We start from the raw sequence: 14,910 nt of genomic DNA on the forward strand, positions 1-14,910 counted from the left end.
CCGTTGGATGATTTTCCCGTCTTGTTTTTCTCTCCCCCTGTTGAGATGGTTCCGTGGCTGGCGTAGGAAATTTCTCTGCCAGCGATGAGAGAATTCTAATTACGGTTTTTGGAAATTAATATAAGAATGCTCTTATTTTTGGCGGTATTTAATGGCCGATCAGAGGGTGGTTTACCCTCTAATCCTGGCGGAAAGGCAGAACCGGATGGCGCGCCGGCCCCGGCGCGTCAATGCATCAATGGCCGGGCGGCCCGGTGGCCGCGCGGCGAGTCGGGGCGCGAGCCGGCCGGGCCGCGCGGGCGCGCTCCCGCAAGAACCATGCGGACACAGGCGGCGCCGGCCGGCGCGGGGTTTCGTCCGGCCCGCCGGCGCACCGGCCATAAGGCCAGCCGTTGGTGCGCTGCACCGCATTAATTCAGACACGCGAATTGACAAGCCCGGACTCGCCAGCCCATCATCGTTCGAATAAAATCACACGTTCGTGCGGGAAAATATCTCCGCTTCAGCGGTAACCGGCACGACGGGTAGTCAAACCAAAAAAGGGATCGGGGTCATGAGTTTTTCGATTCGCCAGATCGCGGGCGCGGCGGCCCTCGGCCTGCTGCTGGCAGGTTGCGCCGCGGGACCGCAGAAGGCGCAGGCGCCGCAGGGCGCCTCCAGCCAGCCGGATGCGACGGTCAAGGCCTTGTCGGCCCAGGTATTCACCTACGCTTATCCGCTGGTGCTGATGGACGTCACGCGCGAGGTCATGACCGCGCGCACGCCGGCCAATACCTTCGCGCACATGCGCGGCTTTCCCGATGCCACGTTTACCGACGTGGTCAGCCCCAACGCCGACACGCTCTATTCCACGGCATGGCTGGACCTGAGCGAGGAGCCGCAGATCCTGTCGCTGCCCGATACCCGCGGCCGCTACTACCTGATGCCGATGATGGATGCGTGGACCAATGTGTTCGCCTCGCCGGGCAAGCGCACCACGGGCACCAGGAAAGCCGTGTTCGCCATCACCGGCCCGCGCTGGACCGGCACGCTGCCGCCCGGCGTGAAGGAAATCCGCGCCCCGACCGAGATGGTCTGGCTGATCGGCCGCACCCAGACCAACGGCAAGAAGGACTACGCGGCGGTGCGCCGCCTGCAGAGCCAGTACCGCCTGATGCCGCTGTCGGCGTGGCAGGGCGGCGGCAAGGCGCGGTCGCAGGCGGCGCCGGCGGGCAATGCCGTGGACACGGAAACGCCGCCGGCCGAGCAGGTCGCGGCGATGGACGCGCAGGCCTTCTTCACGCGCTTCGCCGCGCTGCTGCCGGCCAACCCGCCGGCGCCGGCCGACGCGGCGATGGTCGAGTCGATCAGGAAGCTCGGCATCATGCCCGGCGCGCCGTTCTCGGTGACGGCGCTGGAGCCCGCCACGGCCCGCGCCGTGCAGGAAGGCGCCACCACCGCGCTGGCCGGCATCGCGGGCGCGGCCAAGCGCGCCGCCGATACCGGGGCGGAATGGACGGTCCGCCGCGACCTCGGCAACTACGGCACCGCCTATGGCAAGCGCGCGCTGGTCGCGTGGGTGGGGCTGGGCGCCAACCTGCCTGCCGATGCGGTCTATCCCGCCACGCGCGTCGATTCGGCCGGCAAGCCGCTGGACGGATCGAAGCGCTACGTCATGCATTTCGACAAGAACCAGCTGCCGCCGACCAATGCGTTCTGGTCGCTCACGCTCTACAACGACAAGCAGGCGTTCGTGGCGAACCCGCTGAACCGCTATGCCATCGGCGACCGCGACCGCCTCAGGTACAACCGCGACGGCTCGCTCGACATCGCCATCCAGAACGCGCGCCCGCCCGGCAGCCAGGTATCCAACTGGCTGCCGGCGCCGCCGGACGGCTTCAACCTGATGCTGCGCGTCTACTGGCCCGGGCAGTCCGTGCTCGACGGCACCTGGGTGGCGCCGCCGGTGGAGCGGATCGACTGACCGGACGCGCCGGGGCGGCGGGTCTCGCCGCCCCGGCCGCGGTCTGTCAGAAGCGGTACCTCACCCCGGCATAGAACGCGCGCCCCGTGCCGGGATAGAACACCGCGGTGTTCGCCGTGCGCGCGTCCGTCACGGTGCTGAAGTCGCTCACGTAGCGCTTGTTCCCCAGGTTCCTGGCATCCAGGAAGACCGTCACCCCGCCCCGGAACGCGTAGCTGGCCTGCAGGCCGAACAGCGCGTAGCCCGGCGTGCGCAAGGTATTCGCATAGTCCACGTAGGCGCCGCCCGGCACCCAGTCGATGGTGCCGGCCACGCGCAGTCCGCCCGCGCGGCTGTACGCGACGGTGGTGCGCAGCACGTGCTCGGGCACGCCCGCGATGCGGTTGTTGCCGTACTGCGCATCGTTGTCGAAGCGGAAATCGCTGTAGTTCCACAGTTGCGACAGCGTGAGCGCGTCGCCGGCGCCGAACACATTGCGCAGCACGTCGCCGGACACGCCCAGCTCCACGCCCTGCAGCGTGGTGCGCCCGGCGTTGAAGGTGGAGGCGGGCACGTCCGGGTTGGTGGTGTATTGCAGCAGTTGGTCGCGCACCAGCGAGCGGTAGGCCGTCACGTCCCAGGCAAAGCGCTCGCGCTTGCCGCGCGTGCCGATCTCCATCGTCCAGCCATGCTGCGCGGCCAGCGGCACGAAGCGCGTGGTCGTGGCGATGGTCTGGCTCAGGTCGGTGAAGTCCGGCACGTCGGTGCTGCGCGTGATGTCGGCGAAAGCCTGCACGTCGCGCGCGGGTTCCCACAGCACGCCGAACTTGGGATTGACGCCGCTGAAGGTGGCGCGGTCCGACCTGGCCGCCGGGTTGGCGGGCAGGCCGCCGTAGTCGTGGTAGTCGCGCACGCTGCGGTAGGCCTTGGCGCCGGCCATCAGCGCGAACGTGGGCGTGACCCACAGGCGGTCTTCGAGATAGGCCTCGTAGTTGTAGGCGTCCTGCGCCGCGTTGAGGGTCTGCGCGCCGCGGTTGCCGGCGTTGTTGACGAACTGGCGCGCATCGTTGTTGCCGCCGAAGAAGCGCGCGCCGGCGATGACCTGGTTGCGCAGGCCGCCGATGGTGTGCGTGCCGGTGTAGCGCGGCGCGAAGCCGTAGGTCCAGTAGTCCTGGTCGACGACCTGGAAGATCGGGTGGTACAGGCTCTTGTGGATGACCCAGGTGCTGAAGTCGAGCTGGCCGCTGTCGAGCTTCACCGTGGTGACGTTGGCCACGCGCTCGGTGCGCGTGTCGCGCGCCTGGTCGCCCGAGAGCGCGCTGGCGGAAGCCTTGCGCGGGCTGCCGAGCGCGTCGCCGAGCGAGAGCGAGCCCGGCAGCTGCTGGTCGACGACGTAGGCGCCGAGATAGAAGCGTGTCTCCACCGCGGGGCTGAAGCGGTAGCCGAAGTTGGCGTTGAACTGCTCGTACTGGCCGCGCTCGTGGGCGCGGAAGCCGTCCGCGTGGTTGACGCTCAGGCTGGCCAGGAAATCGAACGCGCCGATCTGGCGCGAGACCTGGCCGCTGGCGCGCGCCGTGCCGAAGCTGCCGCCGTCCACGCGCACCTCGTTGCGCGCCTCGGCGGTAAACGCCGTGGGCGTGGTGAAGTTGAGCGCGCCGCCGAGCGTGGTGCTGCCGTAGGCCAGCCCGTTGCCGCCTTTGTAGACTTCGGCCGCGCTCAGCGCGAGCGGGTCGATCTGGTAGTAGTCGCCGCTGCCGTCGGCGAAGTTGGTGGGCACGCCGTCCTGCAGGATTTCCAGCCCGCGCACGTGATAGCCGCGCGCGATGCCCGAGCCGCGCACCGACAGGCGCAGCTCCTGCCCGTAGCGCTCCTGCACGTACACGCCCGGCGCGTCCTTGAGCACGTCGCGCAGGTTGCTGGCGTAGCTGTCGCCATACGCGGCGGCGTCGACGAAGCCGACCGAGCCGGCGGTGCCGAACAGCGTTTCCTTCTGCAGGCTCACGGCGGGCACCGTGAGCGAGCCTTCGGCGCGGGCGGTCACGGTGGCGGCCGGCAGCGTCACCGTGACATCGGCGCCGGCCTGCGCCAGCGCGGCCGTGGTGAATGCCGCGGCGGGCAGCGCGGCGGCGCGCCGCCTCCAGTATCTGCTTCGTTTCATCTTCTTCCCTTGTGGCGGCGGTCCTGCGTGGGACACGCGCCTCGTATCGTGCTGGACAAGCCGCGTACGATACGAAACAAGGCTTGCCGCACGCTATGTGACACAGCGACGCAAGGGAAGAAAGCCGGCGGGAAAACGGCGGCGCCAGCCCGCCCGCGCGGAGGGCCGGCGCGCCGGTTCAGCGCGCGTGGCCGGCGCAGTCGCAGGCTTGCGTGGCGTGATGCGCCGCCTGGCCCGCGGCGCCGGCACGCTGCCAGCGCGCGGCGCCGTCGTTGCCGACGCGCTCGCGCAGCGCGCGCGCGGCCGCCACCATGTTGGCCAGCGCGGCCTCGGTCTCCGGCCATGCGCGCGTCTTGAGGCCGCAGTCCGGGTTGACCCACAGCCGCTGCGGCGGAATCACCTCGCAGGCGCGCTCGAGCAGATGCGTGATGGCCTCCACGCTGGGCACGCGCGGCGAGTGGATGTCGTACACGCCCGGCCCGATCTCGTTGGGATAGTCGAACTCGCCGAAGCCTTCGAGCAGCTCCATCGCCGAGCGCGAGGTCTCGATGGTGATCACGTCCGCGTCGAGCGCGGCGATGGCCGGCAGGATGTCGTTGAACTCCGCATAGCACATGTGGGTGTGGATCTGCGTCTGGTCCGCCACCGAGGCGGCCGAGATCTTGAAGGCATGCACGGCCCAGGCGAGATAGGCGGCCCAGTCGCCCTTGCGCAGCGGCAGGCCCTCGCGCAGCGCGGGCTCGTCGATCTGGATCACGCGGATGCCGGCCTGCTCGAGGTCGCTCACCTCGTCGCGGATCGCCAGCGCGAGTTGCAGCGCGGTGGCCGAGCGCGGCTGGTCGTCGCGCACGAACGACCATTGCAGCATCGTCACCGGGCCCGTGAGCATGCCTTTCATCGGCCGCTCGGTGAGCGACTGCGCGTAGCGCGTGGTCTCCACCGTCATCGGCTCGGGGCGGTACACGTCGCCGTAGATCACCGGCGGCTTGACGCAGCGCGAGCCGTAGCTCTGCACCCAGCCGTTGGCGGTGAACGCATAGCCGCACAACTGCTCACCGAAATATTCCACCATGTCGTTGCGCTCGGCCTCGCCGTGCACCAGCACGTCCAGGCCCAGCGCTTCCTGCTTGCGCACGGCGGTCTCGATCTCGGCGCGGATGCGCTGCAGGTATTCCAGCGCGCCGATGTCGCCGCGCTTGTAGGCCGCGCGCGTCTGGCGGATCGCCGCGGTCTGCGGGAACGAGCCGATGGTGGTGGTGGGCAGCGCCGGCAGTTGCAGCGCGTCGCGCTGGCGGGCGATGCGCACGTCGAATGCGCTGTCGCGCTCGGCCATGTCGGCGGTGATGGCGGCCATGCGCGCCTGCACCTGCTGGTTGACCACGCGGCGCGAGTTGCGGCGCGAGGCCAGCGCGGCGTCGTTGGCGGCAAGCTGCGCGGCGACGGCGGCTTCGCCTTCGTCGAGCGCGCGCGCCAGCACGTTCACTTCGGCGAGCTTCTCGGTGGCGAAGGCCAGCCAGCTCTTGATCTCGGCATCGAGCTTGTGCTCGGCCGCGAGCGACACCGGCACGTGCAGCAGCGAGCAGGACGGCGCCACCCACAGGCGCTCGCCCAGCTCGGCCCGCAGCGGCGCCAGCACGGCCAGCGCGCGGCGCAGGTCGGCGCGCCAGATGTTGCGGCCGTCGATCACGCCGGCCGAGAGCACCGCGCCGGCCGGCAGCACGCGGCGCCATGCGTCGAGCTGCTGCGGCGCGCGCACCAGGTCGACGTGGAAGCCCTGCACCGGCAGCGCGGCGGCGCGCGCGGCGTGGTCGGCGGCGGTGTCGAAGTAGGTGGCCAGCAGCAGCTTGACGCCGCTGCCGGCCAGCGCCGCGTAGGCGCTGTCATAGGCGTCGAGCCAGGCCGGCTCCAGGTCCAGGCACAGCGCCGGCTCGTCGATCTGCACCCACTCGATGCCGCGCTCGCGCAGCCGCGCCAGGATGCGGGCATAGGCGGCCGCCAGCGCCGGCAGCAGGCTCAGGCGGTTGAAGCCCTCGACGTGGCTCTTGGACAGCCACAGGTAAGTGACCGGCCCGATCAGCACCGGCTTGGCGGACAGGCCCAGCGCCAGCGCCTCGTCCACCTCGTCGAAGAACCAGTCCACGCCGCCGTCGAAGCGCGTGTCGGGTCCAAGCTCGGGCACCAGGTAGTGGTAGTTGGTATCGAACCACTTGGTCATTTCCAGCGCGGGCTGCGCCTTGTTGCCGCGCGCCAGCTCGAAATACTGCGCCAGGCTCAGTTGCTTCGCGTCGAAGCCGAAGCGCGCGGGCAGGGCGCCGAGCAGCGCGCTCGTGCCGAGCACCTGGTCGTAGTAGGCGAAGTCGCCCACCGCCACGCTGTCCAGGCCCGCCTCGGCCTGGGCCTGCCAGTGTTGCCGGCGCAGGCCGGCGGCCACTTCGCGCAGGTCGGATTCGGCGGTCTCGCCGCGCCAGAAGGCTTCCTGGGCGAATTTCAGTTCGCGCTGGGCGCCGATGCGGGGAAAGCCCGCGATATGTGTCCGTGCCATCTGGTACTCCGTATGTGGTGTGTGACGATGGCGCCCAGTGTCGGATCCGGCGTAGAATGAATCAAGCGATAAGATTTAATCAACGTATGAATCAGTTTCATATCAGGTTTCATATCAGGCGGAGCGGCCAGTCATGATCGAAGTCAGGCACCTGCGCTCCCTCGTGGCGATCGCCGAATCGGGCAAGCTCGCCACCGCGGCCGAGCGCGTGCACGTGAGCCAGTCGGCGCTGTCGCACCAGATCAAGGGCATCGAGTCGCACTACGGCCTGCCGCTGTTCGACCGCACCCGCCAGGGGCTGCGCTTCACGCCCGCCGGCGAGCGCCTGCTGGCGCTGGCGCGCGAGACGCTGGCCGCCATCAGCACGGCCGAGCGCGACCTCGCGCGGCTCAAGGGCGACACGCGCGGCGAGCTGCGCATCGTGCTCGAATGCCATACCTGCTTCGACTGGCTGATGCCGGTCATGGACGAGTTCCGCCGCCGCTGGCCGGAAGTGGAGGTGGATCTGGTGGCGGGCTTCCACGCCGACCCGCTGGCGCTGCTGGCCGAAGGCCGGACCGACATGGTGATCGGCTCGCTGCCGCCGGCCAAGCGCGGACTGGCGGTGGCGCCGCTGTTCCGCTTCGAGATCCTGGCGGTGATCGCCAACGAGCACCGGCTGCGCAACAAGCGCCGCATCGAGGCGCAGGACCTCGCCGGCGAGACCCTCATCACCTACCCGGTGCCCGAGCAGCGCATCGACCTGATCCGCGAGGTGCTGGAGCCGGCCGGCATCAAGCTGCAGCGGCGTACGGCCGAACTCACGGTGGCGGTGCTGCAGCTGGTGGCCAGCCGCCGCGGCGTGGCCGCGCTGCCGAACTGGGGCGTGAAGAACTATGTCGACCACGACTACGTGCTGGCCAAGCGCATCGGCGCGCGGGGGCTGTGGAGCGAGTTGTACGCGACCACGCCGGCGGCGCTGGCGCAGCGGCCCTACGTGCGCGACTTCGTTTCCATCGTGCGCGACACCTGCGCCGCCGAACTGGACGGCATCGAACTGCTGGCGGACAACCGGTAGCGTTCCGGTGGCGGGTCAGGCGGAGCGCGGGGCCGTGCCGCGCGGCGCCGCCACCGGCGCGGGCGTGCCGGCCACGCTGTCGTCGATCGGGAAATGCAGCAGCGCCGCCACCAGCCCGGCCAGCGCCGTGGCGGCCCACACGAGCGAGTAGGAGCCGGTCAGGTCGAACATGAAGCCGCCCAGCCACGCGCCGAGGAAGGAGCCGATCTGGTGGCTGAGGAAGACCACGCCGAACAGCGTGCCGAGATGGCGCGTGCCGAACACCTTGGCCACCAGCCCGCTGGTGAGCGGTACCGTGCCGAGCCACGTCAGGCCCATCACGGCCGCGAACACCATCACCGAGGTGGCGCTCTTGGGCAGCAGCAGGAAGGCGGCGATGGCCACGCCGCGCACGAGGTAGAGCCAGCCCAGCACGTATTGCTGGCGGAAGCGCCCGCCCAGCCAGCCGCAGGCCCAGCTTCCCGCCATGTTGAACAGCCCGATCAGCGCCAGCGCGGTCGCGCCCAGCCCGGCGGGCAGGTGGCACAGCGTCAGGTAGCCCGGCAAGTGGGTGCCGATGAACGCCAGCTGGAAGCCGCAGGTGAAGAAGCCGAGCGTGAGCAGCCGGTAGCCGCGGTGGCGGCTTGCCAGCGCCAGCACCGGGCGCAGCGGCTCCGCCGGCGCCTGCCGCGCGGGCGCGCCGCCGGCGTGGCGCTTTTCGAGCATGAGGCCGAGCGGCGCGGCCAGCAGCATCACCGCGGCGAGCACGAACAGCGAGGCGCCGACACCCGCGCCCGCGCGCACCGACTGCGCCAGCGGCACCACCAGCACCTGCCCGAGCGAGCCGCCCGCGCTGGCGATGCCCATCGCCATGCTGCGCTGCGCGGGCGTGGCCACGCGGCCCACCGCGCTCAGCACCACGCCGAAGCTGGTGCAACTGATGCCGATGCCGACCAGCACGCCCATGCCGATGACCAGCATGGCGCCCGACGGCGCCACCGCCGCCAGCCCGAGGCCCGCCGCGAAGGCCGCGCCGCCGAACGCCACCACCGGCGCGCAGCCGTGGCGGTCGGCCGCGGCGCCGGCGAACGGCTGGGCCAGGCCCCATACGAGGTTATGCAGCGCGATGGCGAACGCGATCAGCGTGACCGGCATGCCGCGGTCGAACGACAGGGGACCGAGGAACAGCCCGAAGGTCTGCCGCACGCCCATCGCCGCGCTGAGGATCAGCGCGGCCGCGATCACTACCGGCAGCGCGGGGTTGCGCAGGGAACCCCTGCGCGGGTCGTGGTGGTCTTGGGCTGGCGCCGTCGGCATGGTGGTGTTCCTCCTGCGCCAATACTGGCAGCGGGCGGCACGCGCGACAAAGGAAAAGAATTCGGCTGCGCGTGAGGCGGGCTCACCTGTGCCCGCGCTCAGCGCAGGGCCGGCGCCGGTGCCGCCGGTGGCGCGACGGGCTCCGCGCAGGCCCGCGCCTCGGCCAGCAGCCATTGCCGGAAGCCGGCGAGGTCGGGCCGGCCCCGGGTCTCGGCGGCGCCCTCGGCGCTGACCAGCCAGTAGGCCGTGCGCGCGGCCAGCGGCGGCGCGCCCAGCGTGACCAGCGTGCCGGCGGCCAGTTCGCGGTCCACCAGCGGCCGCCGTCCCAGCGCCACGCCCAGGCCCGCGGCGGCGGCTTCCAGCGCGAGCTGGATGGTGTCGAAGCGCAGGTTGCCGGCCGGCGCCGCGTCCGGCATGCCGGTGGCGGCCAGCCATGCGGGCCAGTCCTCGCCGGCGGTGTCCACGTGGATCAGCGTGGCCAGGCGCGGATCGAAATGGCCTTGCGCGTCGAGCGTGCCGGCGCGGCAGGCCGGGCTGCATACCGGCAGCAACTGCTCGCCGAACAGGCGGTCCCACGCCGTGCCGGGCACCGGCGCGCGGCTCATGCGGATGGCGAAGTCGAAGCCGTCGGCGGGGAATCCCACCAGCCGGCGCGAGGTATCCACGGTCACGTTGACGTCCGGCCAGCGGCGGCGGAAATCGTGCAGGCGCGGCAGCAGCCAGCGCGACGCCAGCGTCGGCGCGCAGCTCACGGCGATGGTGCGCCCGGCGCGGCGGTCCGGCAGGCGCTGCGTGCCGGTGGCGATCAGCGCGAAGGCCTCGGAGATGTAGGCCAGGTAGTCCGCCCCGGCCGGGGTCAGCGCCAGCCCGCGCGGCTCGCGCACGAACAGCGCGACGCCGAGCGCCTGTTCCAGGCCGGTGATGCCGTGGCTGACCGCGCTCGGCGTCACGTTCAGCTCGGCGGCGGCGAGCTTGAAGCTCTGGTGCCTGCCGGCGGCTTCAAAGAAGCGCAGCGCCGAGAGGGGTGGAAGACGAAGCGGCATGAGACGTTCCCGAGGGCAGCCTGTTGGCGGCCTGAGGATACCGAGCCGGCGCGGCGGCGGCAAGCGCGGGAGCGGTGGCGGGGGCGTGCGCAGCGACCTCGCGCACTTCCAGCACGTCCACGCCGTTCCCGAGCCGCCTGACGAACAGGTCCAGCAGGTCCGCGTCCGCGGCGGCGACCGACAGCGTCAGCGCCCACGGCGCGGCGGCATCGAAATCCATGCCGGCCAGGGTCAGGCCGGTGCGGCGGGCATTGGCGAGCGTCCATTCGATGGCGCCGAAGACATCGCCGCGGTCGAGGCGCAGCGCAAGATTCAGGGTGGGCATGGGGAGCATGGCGGGGCTGGAAAGCGGCGTCGGATTCATGCGACAAATTTACCAGCGGCGGCGCGGAATGGGCTTCTTTATTCCCTGCCATTCCCACGAATATGGAGATGAATTATCCGTGAATGATAGGATCGTGGGTGAATCCTTCTTTCTGTCACGCAAAGTCATGGCAAGCTCTCCCAAACTCGACGAAACCGACCGCCGCATCCTGCGCGCGCTGCGGCGCGACGGCCGGCTTTCCAACCTCAAGCTCGCGGAGCAGGTCGGCCTGTCGCCCACGCCGTGCTGGAACCGCGTGCGCGCGCTGGAAGACAGCGGGGTGATCGAGGGCTATGCGGCCTTGCTGAACCAGAAGGCGCTCGGCCTGCCCGACACCGTGCTGATCGAGGTCACGCTCGACCGGCACGACGACGACATGCTCGACCGCTTCGGCGAGGCGCTGGCCGAATTGCCCGAGGTGATGGAGGCCTACCTGCTGACCGGCGAGTACGACTATCTCATCAAGGTGGCGGTCGCCGGCACCGAAGGCTACGAGCAGTTCCTGCGCCACAAGCTGTACAAGCTGCCCGGCCTGCGGCACAGCCATTCCACCTTCGTGCTGCGCACCATGAAGCGCGAGCCCTCCGTGGCGCCTTGAGGCGCGGCTCAGGACGCCGGCGTGTCCCAGCCGTCCGTGGCCACGAACGCCGCCAGCGGCCGGCCGTGGCGCCAGTTCTCGATTTCCAGCATCGGCGCCGGATAGAACGCGCGCACCGGCCCCAGGCACAGGATGGCGATGGGTTGCGCGCCCGGCGGCATGCGCAGCCGCGCGGCCAGCGCCTCGGGCGCGAACATCGAGACCCAGCCCATGCCGAGGTTTTCCGCGCGCGCGGCCAGCCACAGGTTCTGGACCGCGCAGGCCGCCGAGCACAGCGCCATCTCGCGCGGCATGGTGCGCCGGCCGAACACCGTGCCGTCGTCCGGCGCCAGCGCCACCACCAGCAGCTCCGCGCATTCGCGCACGCCTTCCACCTTCAGCCGCAGGAATTCGGCATCGCGCTCGCCCAGCGCCAGCGCGGTCCGCTGCCGCTCGGCCTCGACCAGCGCGGCGATGTCCTCCCGCACGGCCGGATCGGCGATGCGGATGAAGCGCCAGGGCTGCATCAGGCCGACCGAGGGCGCCGCGTGCGCGGCCCGCAGCAGGCGCAGCAGCACGGCTTCGTCCACGGTTGCGCCAGCGATGAAATGGCGCATGTCGCGGCGCGCCGCCACGAGGTCGTAGAAGCGCTGCTGGTCGTGGGGCGTGAAGACGGCGTCGGCGTGGTCGGTCATGGGCGGATGCAGGTGGGCAGGCAGGTCCCGCTCAGTCGTGCCACGGGTTGACCACGGTCAGGCCGATGCCGCCGAAGTCCTTGCCGTTGCGGGTGGCGAGCACGGCGCCGTGCCGCAGGCAGATCGCCGCGATCTGCGCGTCGGCCATGCTGATCGGGCGGCCGGCCCGGGTGCGCATGGTGACGATTTCCGCATGGCAGCCCGCGGCCTCGGCGTCGAACGGCAGCACGGAGCCGGTGAATTCCGCGTCGAGCATGCCGGTCGCCGCCGCGTAGAGCCCGGCCTTGCGCCGGCCATCCGCGAGCAGGGCGATGCCGGTGAGCAATTCGGCGACGGTGACGGCCGTCACCGCGAAGGCCTGCTCGGAAGCGCGGTCCAGCCACGCGACGACCGCCGCGTCCGGCTCCGCGCGCATGAGCTCCGACAGCACGTTGGTGTCGAGGACGATCATTCCGGCAGGTCCGCCGCGCGCGGCGGCTCGTCGCGGGGAGGCAGCGGCACGCCCGGGTCGGACAGGTGCGCGAAATGCGTCCGGATCCGGCTGCCCAGCCCCTCTGTGCGATACGGCTTGCTCAGCGCCTGCCGCAGGATGGCGCGCACCTCTTCTTCCATCGAGCGCCCGTGCTGGGCGGCTTCGAGGCGCAGGCGCGCCTTGAGCGCCTCGTCGATATTGCGGATTGTCAGCGTTGCCATGCCGGCTCCCGTGCTTGCGTTGCATGCAATGCTAGCACATGGGCGGCGCGTGTCACCGGCGCTGTTCGCCGCCGCCGCCGCTGTCGATGCCGTATGCGGCCATCCGCGCCATCGCCTCGAAGCCCCGCGCGAGGTCCGCGATCAGGTCGTCGCTGTCTTCCAGCCCGATATGCAGCCGCACCACCTGTCCGCGCGCCGACCAGTCGGTCACGCTGCGCGCGCCGCGCATGTCGGCGAGCACCGCCAGGCTTTCGAAGCCGCCCCACGAGGCGCCGATGCCGAACAGCGCGAGGTGGTCGATGAAGTGCCCGGCGGCGCCCGGCGCGGCCTCGCGCAGCGCGAACGACAGCAGCCCGTTGGTGCCGTGGCAGTCGCGCCGCCACAGCGCGTGGCCCGGGTCGCCGGGCAGGGCGGGGCAGAACACCTCGGCCACCTCGGAGCGCGCCTGCAGCCAGCGCGCCACCGCGAGCGCGCCGCGCTCGTGCTGGGCCATGCGCGCGCCGAGCGTGCGCATGCCGCGCTGGACCAGGTAGGCGTCGTCCGGGCTGACGGCGATGCCGAAGGCGTCGGCCACGCCGGCCAGCGCGGGCCAGGCGGCCTCGGTGGCGCAGACCGTGCCCATCATCACGTCGGAATGGCCGGACAGGTATTTGGTGGCGGCCATCAGCGAGATGTCGGCGCCGAGCGCCAGCGGGCGGTAGAGCAGGCCCGAGCCCCAGGTGTTGTCGGCGGCGACCAGCGCGCCGTGGCGGTGGGCGATGCCGGCGATGGCGGGCAGGTCGCACATCTCGTAGGCCAGCGAGCCGGGCGTTTCCACGTAGACCAGCCGCGTCTCGGGCCGCAGCCGGGCTTGCACGTCGTGCCCGTCGCCGGCGTAGAAACCGGCCGCGATGCCATGCTGGGCGAGAAAACCCGTGGCCAGCCTGCGCACCGGCTCGTAGACGCAGTCGGGCAGCAGCACGTGCTGGCCCGGGCGCAGGCAGGCCAGCAGGGTCATGGCCGCGGCGGACAGGCCGGTCGGAAACAGGCGCGTGCGGTAGCCGCCCTCGAGTTCCGTGACCATGTCTTCGAGCGCGAAGGCGGTCGGGGTGCCGCGCGCGCCGTAGGTAAACAGGCGCTCGCTGCCGCGCCGGCCGCGCATCTCGCGCATCTGCGCGGTGGAATCGAACAGTACCGTGCTGGCGCGCACCAGCGGCGGATTGACGGGCCGGCCGCCGTCCACGGCGGTGGCGCGGCCGCCGTGGACGAGGCGGGTCAGGGGGCGGTGTGTCATCGTCGGGCCTCAGTCCACGTGCGCGCCGGACAGCTTGACGATCTGCGACCAGCGCGCGATGTCGCCCTTGAGCTGGGCCGCGAACGCATCGGGCTTGCTGGCCACCACGTCGCTGCCGCCGTCGTTGATGAGCTTGACCACCTCCGGCATCTGCAGCACCTGCACGATGGCGCGGTTGAGCAGGGCGATGCGCTCGGGCGAGGTGCCGGCCGGCACGAACACGCCGTACCAGTCCTCGAAGCGGGCATTGCGGTAGCCGAGCTCTTCCAGCGTCGGCACCTTGGCGAACACGCCCAGCCGGCGCGGGCTGGTGACGGCCAGCGCGCGCATGCGCCCGCCCTGGATGAAGCCCGCCACCGACGAGGTGGAGGTGATCAGCACGTCCACCTGGTGGCCCAGCAGGTCGTTGATGGCCGGGCCCGCGCCTTTGTAGGGCACGTGCTGCAGGGCGACGCCGCTGTCCTTGTCCAGCACCACGCCGACCAAGTGCGAGAGCGTGCCGTTGCCGGGCGTGGCGAAGGTGATCTTGTGCGGCTGGGCCCTGGCCTGCGCGGCCAGTTCGGCAAAGCTCTGCCACGGCGCGTTGGCGGCCACCACGATGGCCAGGGGCGCGGCGTTGATCTGCGTGACCGGCGCGAACTGCTTCACCGGGTCGAAGCCGGGCGCGCTGTAGAGCGAGGGGTTGACCGCCATCACGGAGACCTGCGAGGTCAGCAGGGTATAGCCGTCCGGCTTGGACTCGGCCACGAAGCGCGTGCCGATATTGCCGCCGGCGCCGCCGCGGTTGTCGGTCACGGCGGTCTGCCCCAGCACCTCGCCCAGGTGGGTGGCGACGATGCGCGTGACGGCATCGTTGCCGCCGCCGGCCGGGAACGGCGAGACGATGCGCAGCGGCTGGGCCGGAAAGCCGCCGACGGGCGCGAGCGGCTGGGCCGCCGCGAGGCCGGCGCACAGCACGGCGGTGGCGGCGAGGGCGCCGGCGAGGACTTGCGTGGGGCGAGACATGGGGACCTCCTTTTCTGGCTTTGGGCGTGGAGCGATGTCTGAAGCGAACAAGTGGACGAGCGGACAAGCAAAAACGCGACCCGGCGCGGCGGATCAGGCGAAGCGGAAAGTGGCCAGCTCCTGCTCGTCGAGCTGGCCGATCAGGTTGGTCTCCCACGCCAGGTAGCGGCGGGCGGCCTCCTTGTTGCCGTCGTGGCGGTCGTGCACGAAGAACAGGAAATCGATGCAGCGCGCGTCGGGCAGCACCGCCGCGCCGGCATCGTCG

13 protein-coding genes and 1 pseudogene are annotated in these 14,910 nt (G+C 71.1%); 3 read left to right on the forward strand and 11 right to left on the reverse strand.

The window, feature by feature from the left end:
* Positions 1 to 553: 553 nt before the first annotated feature.
* A complete protein-coding gene (locus K206_RS0115815; RefSeq protein WP_020203368.1) occupies positions 554 to 1,963 on the forward strand; it encodes a DUF1254 domain-containing protein in 1,410 nt (469 codons plus the stop codon).
* 46 nt (positions 1,964 to 2,009) lie between these two features.
* Here K206_RS0115815 and K206_RS0115820 read toward each other — a convergent pair whose 3' ends face one another.
* Both K206_RS0115820 and metE read right to left on the reverse strand, forming a co-directional pair.
* Positions 2,010 to 4,100 (reverse strand): TonB-dependent receptor, encoded by a 2,091-nt coding sequence (locus K206_RS0115820; RefSeq protein ID WP_020203369.1) that lies wholly within the window; start codon positions 4,098 to 4,100, stop codon positions 2,010 to 2,012.
* A 178-nt stretch (positions 4,101 to 4,278) separates the two neighbouring features.
* Positions 4,279 to 6,642, reverse strand: a complete 2,364-nt coding sequence (gene metE, locus K206_RS0115825) for a 5-methyltetrahydropteroyltriglutamate--homocysteine S-methyltransferase (protein WP_020203370.1) — start codon at positions 6,640 to 6,642, stop codon at positions 4,279 to 4,281.
* Between the two features lie 133 nt (positions 6,643 to 6,775).
* Here metE and K206_RS0115830 point away from each other — a divergent pair, with 133 nt between their 5' ends.
* Positions 6,776 to 7,699 (forward strand): LysR family transcriptional regulator, encoded by a 924-nt coding sequence (locus K206_RS0115830; protein ID WP_020203371.1) that lies wholly within the window; start codon positions 6,776 to 6,778, stop codon positions 7,697 to 7,699.
* Positions 7,700 to 7,714: 15 nt separating this feature from the next.
* Here K206_RS0115830 and K206_RS0115835 read toward each other — a convergent pair whose 3' ends face one another.
* From K206_RS0115835 to K206_RS42860, 3 genes are all read right to left on the reverse strand, one after another.
* Positions 7,715 to 8,995, reverse strand: a complete 1,281-nt coding sequence (locus K206_RS0115835) for an MFS transporter (RefSeq protein ID WP_020203372.1) — start codon at positions 8,993 to 8,995, stop codon at positions 7,715 to 7,717.
* Between the two features lie 98 nt (positions 8,996 to 9,093).
* A complete protein-coding gene (locus K206_RS0115840; protein ID WP_020203373.1) occupies positions 9,094 to 10,038 on the reverse strand; it encodes a LysR substrate-binding domain-containing protein in 945 nt (314 codons plus the stop codon).
* Positions 9,995 to 10,402, reverse strand: a complete 408-nt coding sequence (locus K206_RS42860; RefSeq protein WP_196812883.1) for a hypothetical protein — start codon at positions 10,400 to 10,402, stop codon at positions 9,995 to 9,997. The genes K206_RS0115840 and K206_RS42860 overlap by 44 nt, the downstream gene beginning before the upstream one ends.
* A gap of 127 nt (positions 10,403 to 10,529) precedes the next feature.
* Here K206_RS42860 and K206_RS0115850 point away from each other — a divergent pair, with 127 nt between their 5' ends.
* Positions 10,530 to 11,000, forward strand: coding sequence for an Lrp/AsnC family transcriptional regulator (locus tag K206_RS0115850; protein WP_020203375.1), 471 nt, complete (start codon positions 10,530 to 10,532; stop codon positions 10,998 to 11,000).
* 8 nt (positions 11,001 to 11,008) lie between these two features.
* Here the strand turns inward: K206_RS0115850 and bluB are convergent, their stop codons facing one another.
* The 6 genes and pseudogenes from bluB to K206_RS42865 all read right to left on the reverse strand — a co-directional run.
* Positions 11,009 to 11,674 (reverse strand): 5,6-dimethylbenzimidazole synthase, encoded by a 666-nt coding sequence (gene bluB / locus K206_RS0115855; protein ID WP_020203376.1) that lies wholly within the window; start codon positions 11,672 to 11,674, stop codon positions 11,009 to 11,011.
* A gap of 31 nt (positions 11,675 to 11,705) precedes the next feature.
* Positions 11,706 to 12,125, reverse strand: coding sequence for a type II toxin-antitoxin system VapC family toxin (locus tag K206_RS0115860; protein ID WP_020203377.1), 420 nt, complete (start codon positions 12,123 to 12,125; stop codon positions 11,706 to 11,708).
* Positions 12,122 to 12,367: an Arc family DNA-binding protein gene (locus K206_RS0115865; protein WP_020203378.1), complete on the reverse strand. Its 246-nt coding sequence runs from the start codon at positions 12,365 to 12,367 to the stop codon at positions 12,122 to 12,124. Before K206_RS0115865 ends, K206_RS0115860 begins: the two co-directional genes overlap by 4 nt.
* Before the next feature lie 52 nt (positions 12,368 to 12,419).
* On the reverse strand, positions 12,420 to 13,640 hold the full coding sequence (metC, locus tag K206_RS0115870) for a cystathionine beta-lyase (RefSeq protein WP_020203379.1): 1,221 nt from the start codon (positions 13,638 to 13,640) through the stop codon (positions 12,420 to 12,422).
* 9 nt (positions 13,641 to 13,649) lie between these two features.
* Complete coding sequence (locus K206_RS0115875; protein ID WP_020203380.1) at positions 13,650 to 14,645, reverse strand: tripartite tricarboxylate transporter substrate binding protein; 996 nt, start codon at positions 14,643 to 14,645, stop codon at positions 13,650 to 13,652.
* A gap of 93 nt (positions 14,646 to 14,738) precedes the next feature.
* Positions 14,739 to 14,910 (reverse strand): annotated as a pseudogene (locus K206_RS42865) (sulfurtransferase); the annotation flags it as partial.

This window comes from Cupriavidus sp. WS, assembly GCF_000395345.1.
In the GTDB taxonomy this organism is placed as follows: Bacteria; Pseudomonadota; Gammaproteobacteria; order Burkholderiales; family Burkholderiaceae; genus Cupriavidus; species Cupriavidus basilensis_B.

Excerpts from the sequence above, each read along its gene's own strand:
- K206_RS0115835 (WP_020203372.1), bottom strand. The coding sequence starts at position 8,995 with ATGCCGACGGCGCCAGCCCAAGACCACCACGACCCGCGCAGGGGTTCC.
- K206_RS0115840 (WP_020203373.1), bottom strand. The coding sequence starts at position 10,038 with ATGCCGCTTCGTCTTCCACCCCTCTCGGCGCTGCGCTTCTTTGAAGCC.
- metE (WP_020203370.1), bottom strand. The coding sequence starts at position 6,642 with ATGGCACGGACACATATCGCGGGCTTTCCCCGCATCGGCGCCCAGCGC.
- K206_RS0115830 (WP_020203371.1), top strand. The coding sequence starts at position 6,776 with ATGATCGAAGTCAGGCACCTGCGCTCCCTCGTGGCGATCGCCGAATCG.
- metC (WP_020203379.1), bottom strand. The coding sequence starts at position 13,640 with ATGACACACCGCCCCCTGACCCGCCTCGTCCACGGCGGCCGCGCCACC.
- K206_RS42860 (WP_196812883.1), bottom strand. The coding sequence starts at position 10,402 with ATGAATCCGACGCCGCTTTCCAGCCCCGCCATGCTCCCCATGCCCACC.
- K206_RS0115875 (WP_020203380.1), bottom strand. The coding sequence starts at position 14,645 with ATGTCTCGCCCCACGCAAGTCCTCGCCGGCGCCCTCGCCGCCACCGCC.
- K206_RS0115815 (WP_020203368.1), top strand. The coding sequence starts at position 554 with ATGAGTTTTTCGATTCGCCAGATCGCGGGCGCGGCGGCCCTCGGCCTG.
- K206_RS0115865 (WP_020203378.1), bottom strand. The coding sequence starts at position 12,367 with ATGGCAACGCTGACAATCCGCAATATCGACGAGGCGCTCAAGGCGCGC.
- bluB (WP_020203376.1), bottom strand. The coding sequence starts at position 11,674 with ATGACCGACCACGCCGACGCCGTCTTCACGCCCCACGACCAGCAGCGC.
- K206_RS0115850 (WP_020203375.1), top strand. The coding sequence starts at position 10,530 with ATGGCAAGCTCTCCCAAACTCGACGAAACCGACCGCCGCATCCTGCGC.
- K206_RS0115860 (WP_020203377.1), bottom strand. The coding sequence starts at position 12,125 with ATGATCGTCCTCGACACCAACGTGCTGTCGGAGCTCATGCGCGCGGAG.
- K206_RS0115820 (WP_020203369.1), bottom strand. The coding sequence starts at position 4,100 with ATGAAACGAAGCAGATACTGGAGGCGGCGCGCCGCCGCGCTGCCCGCC.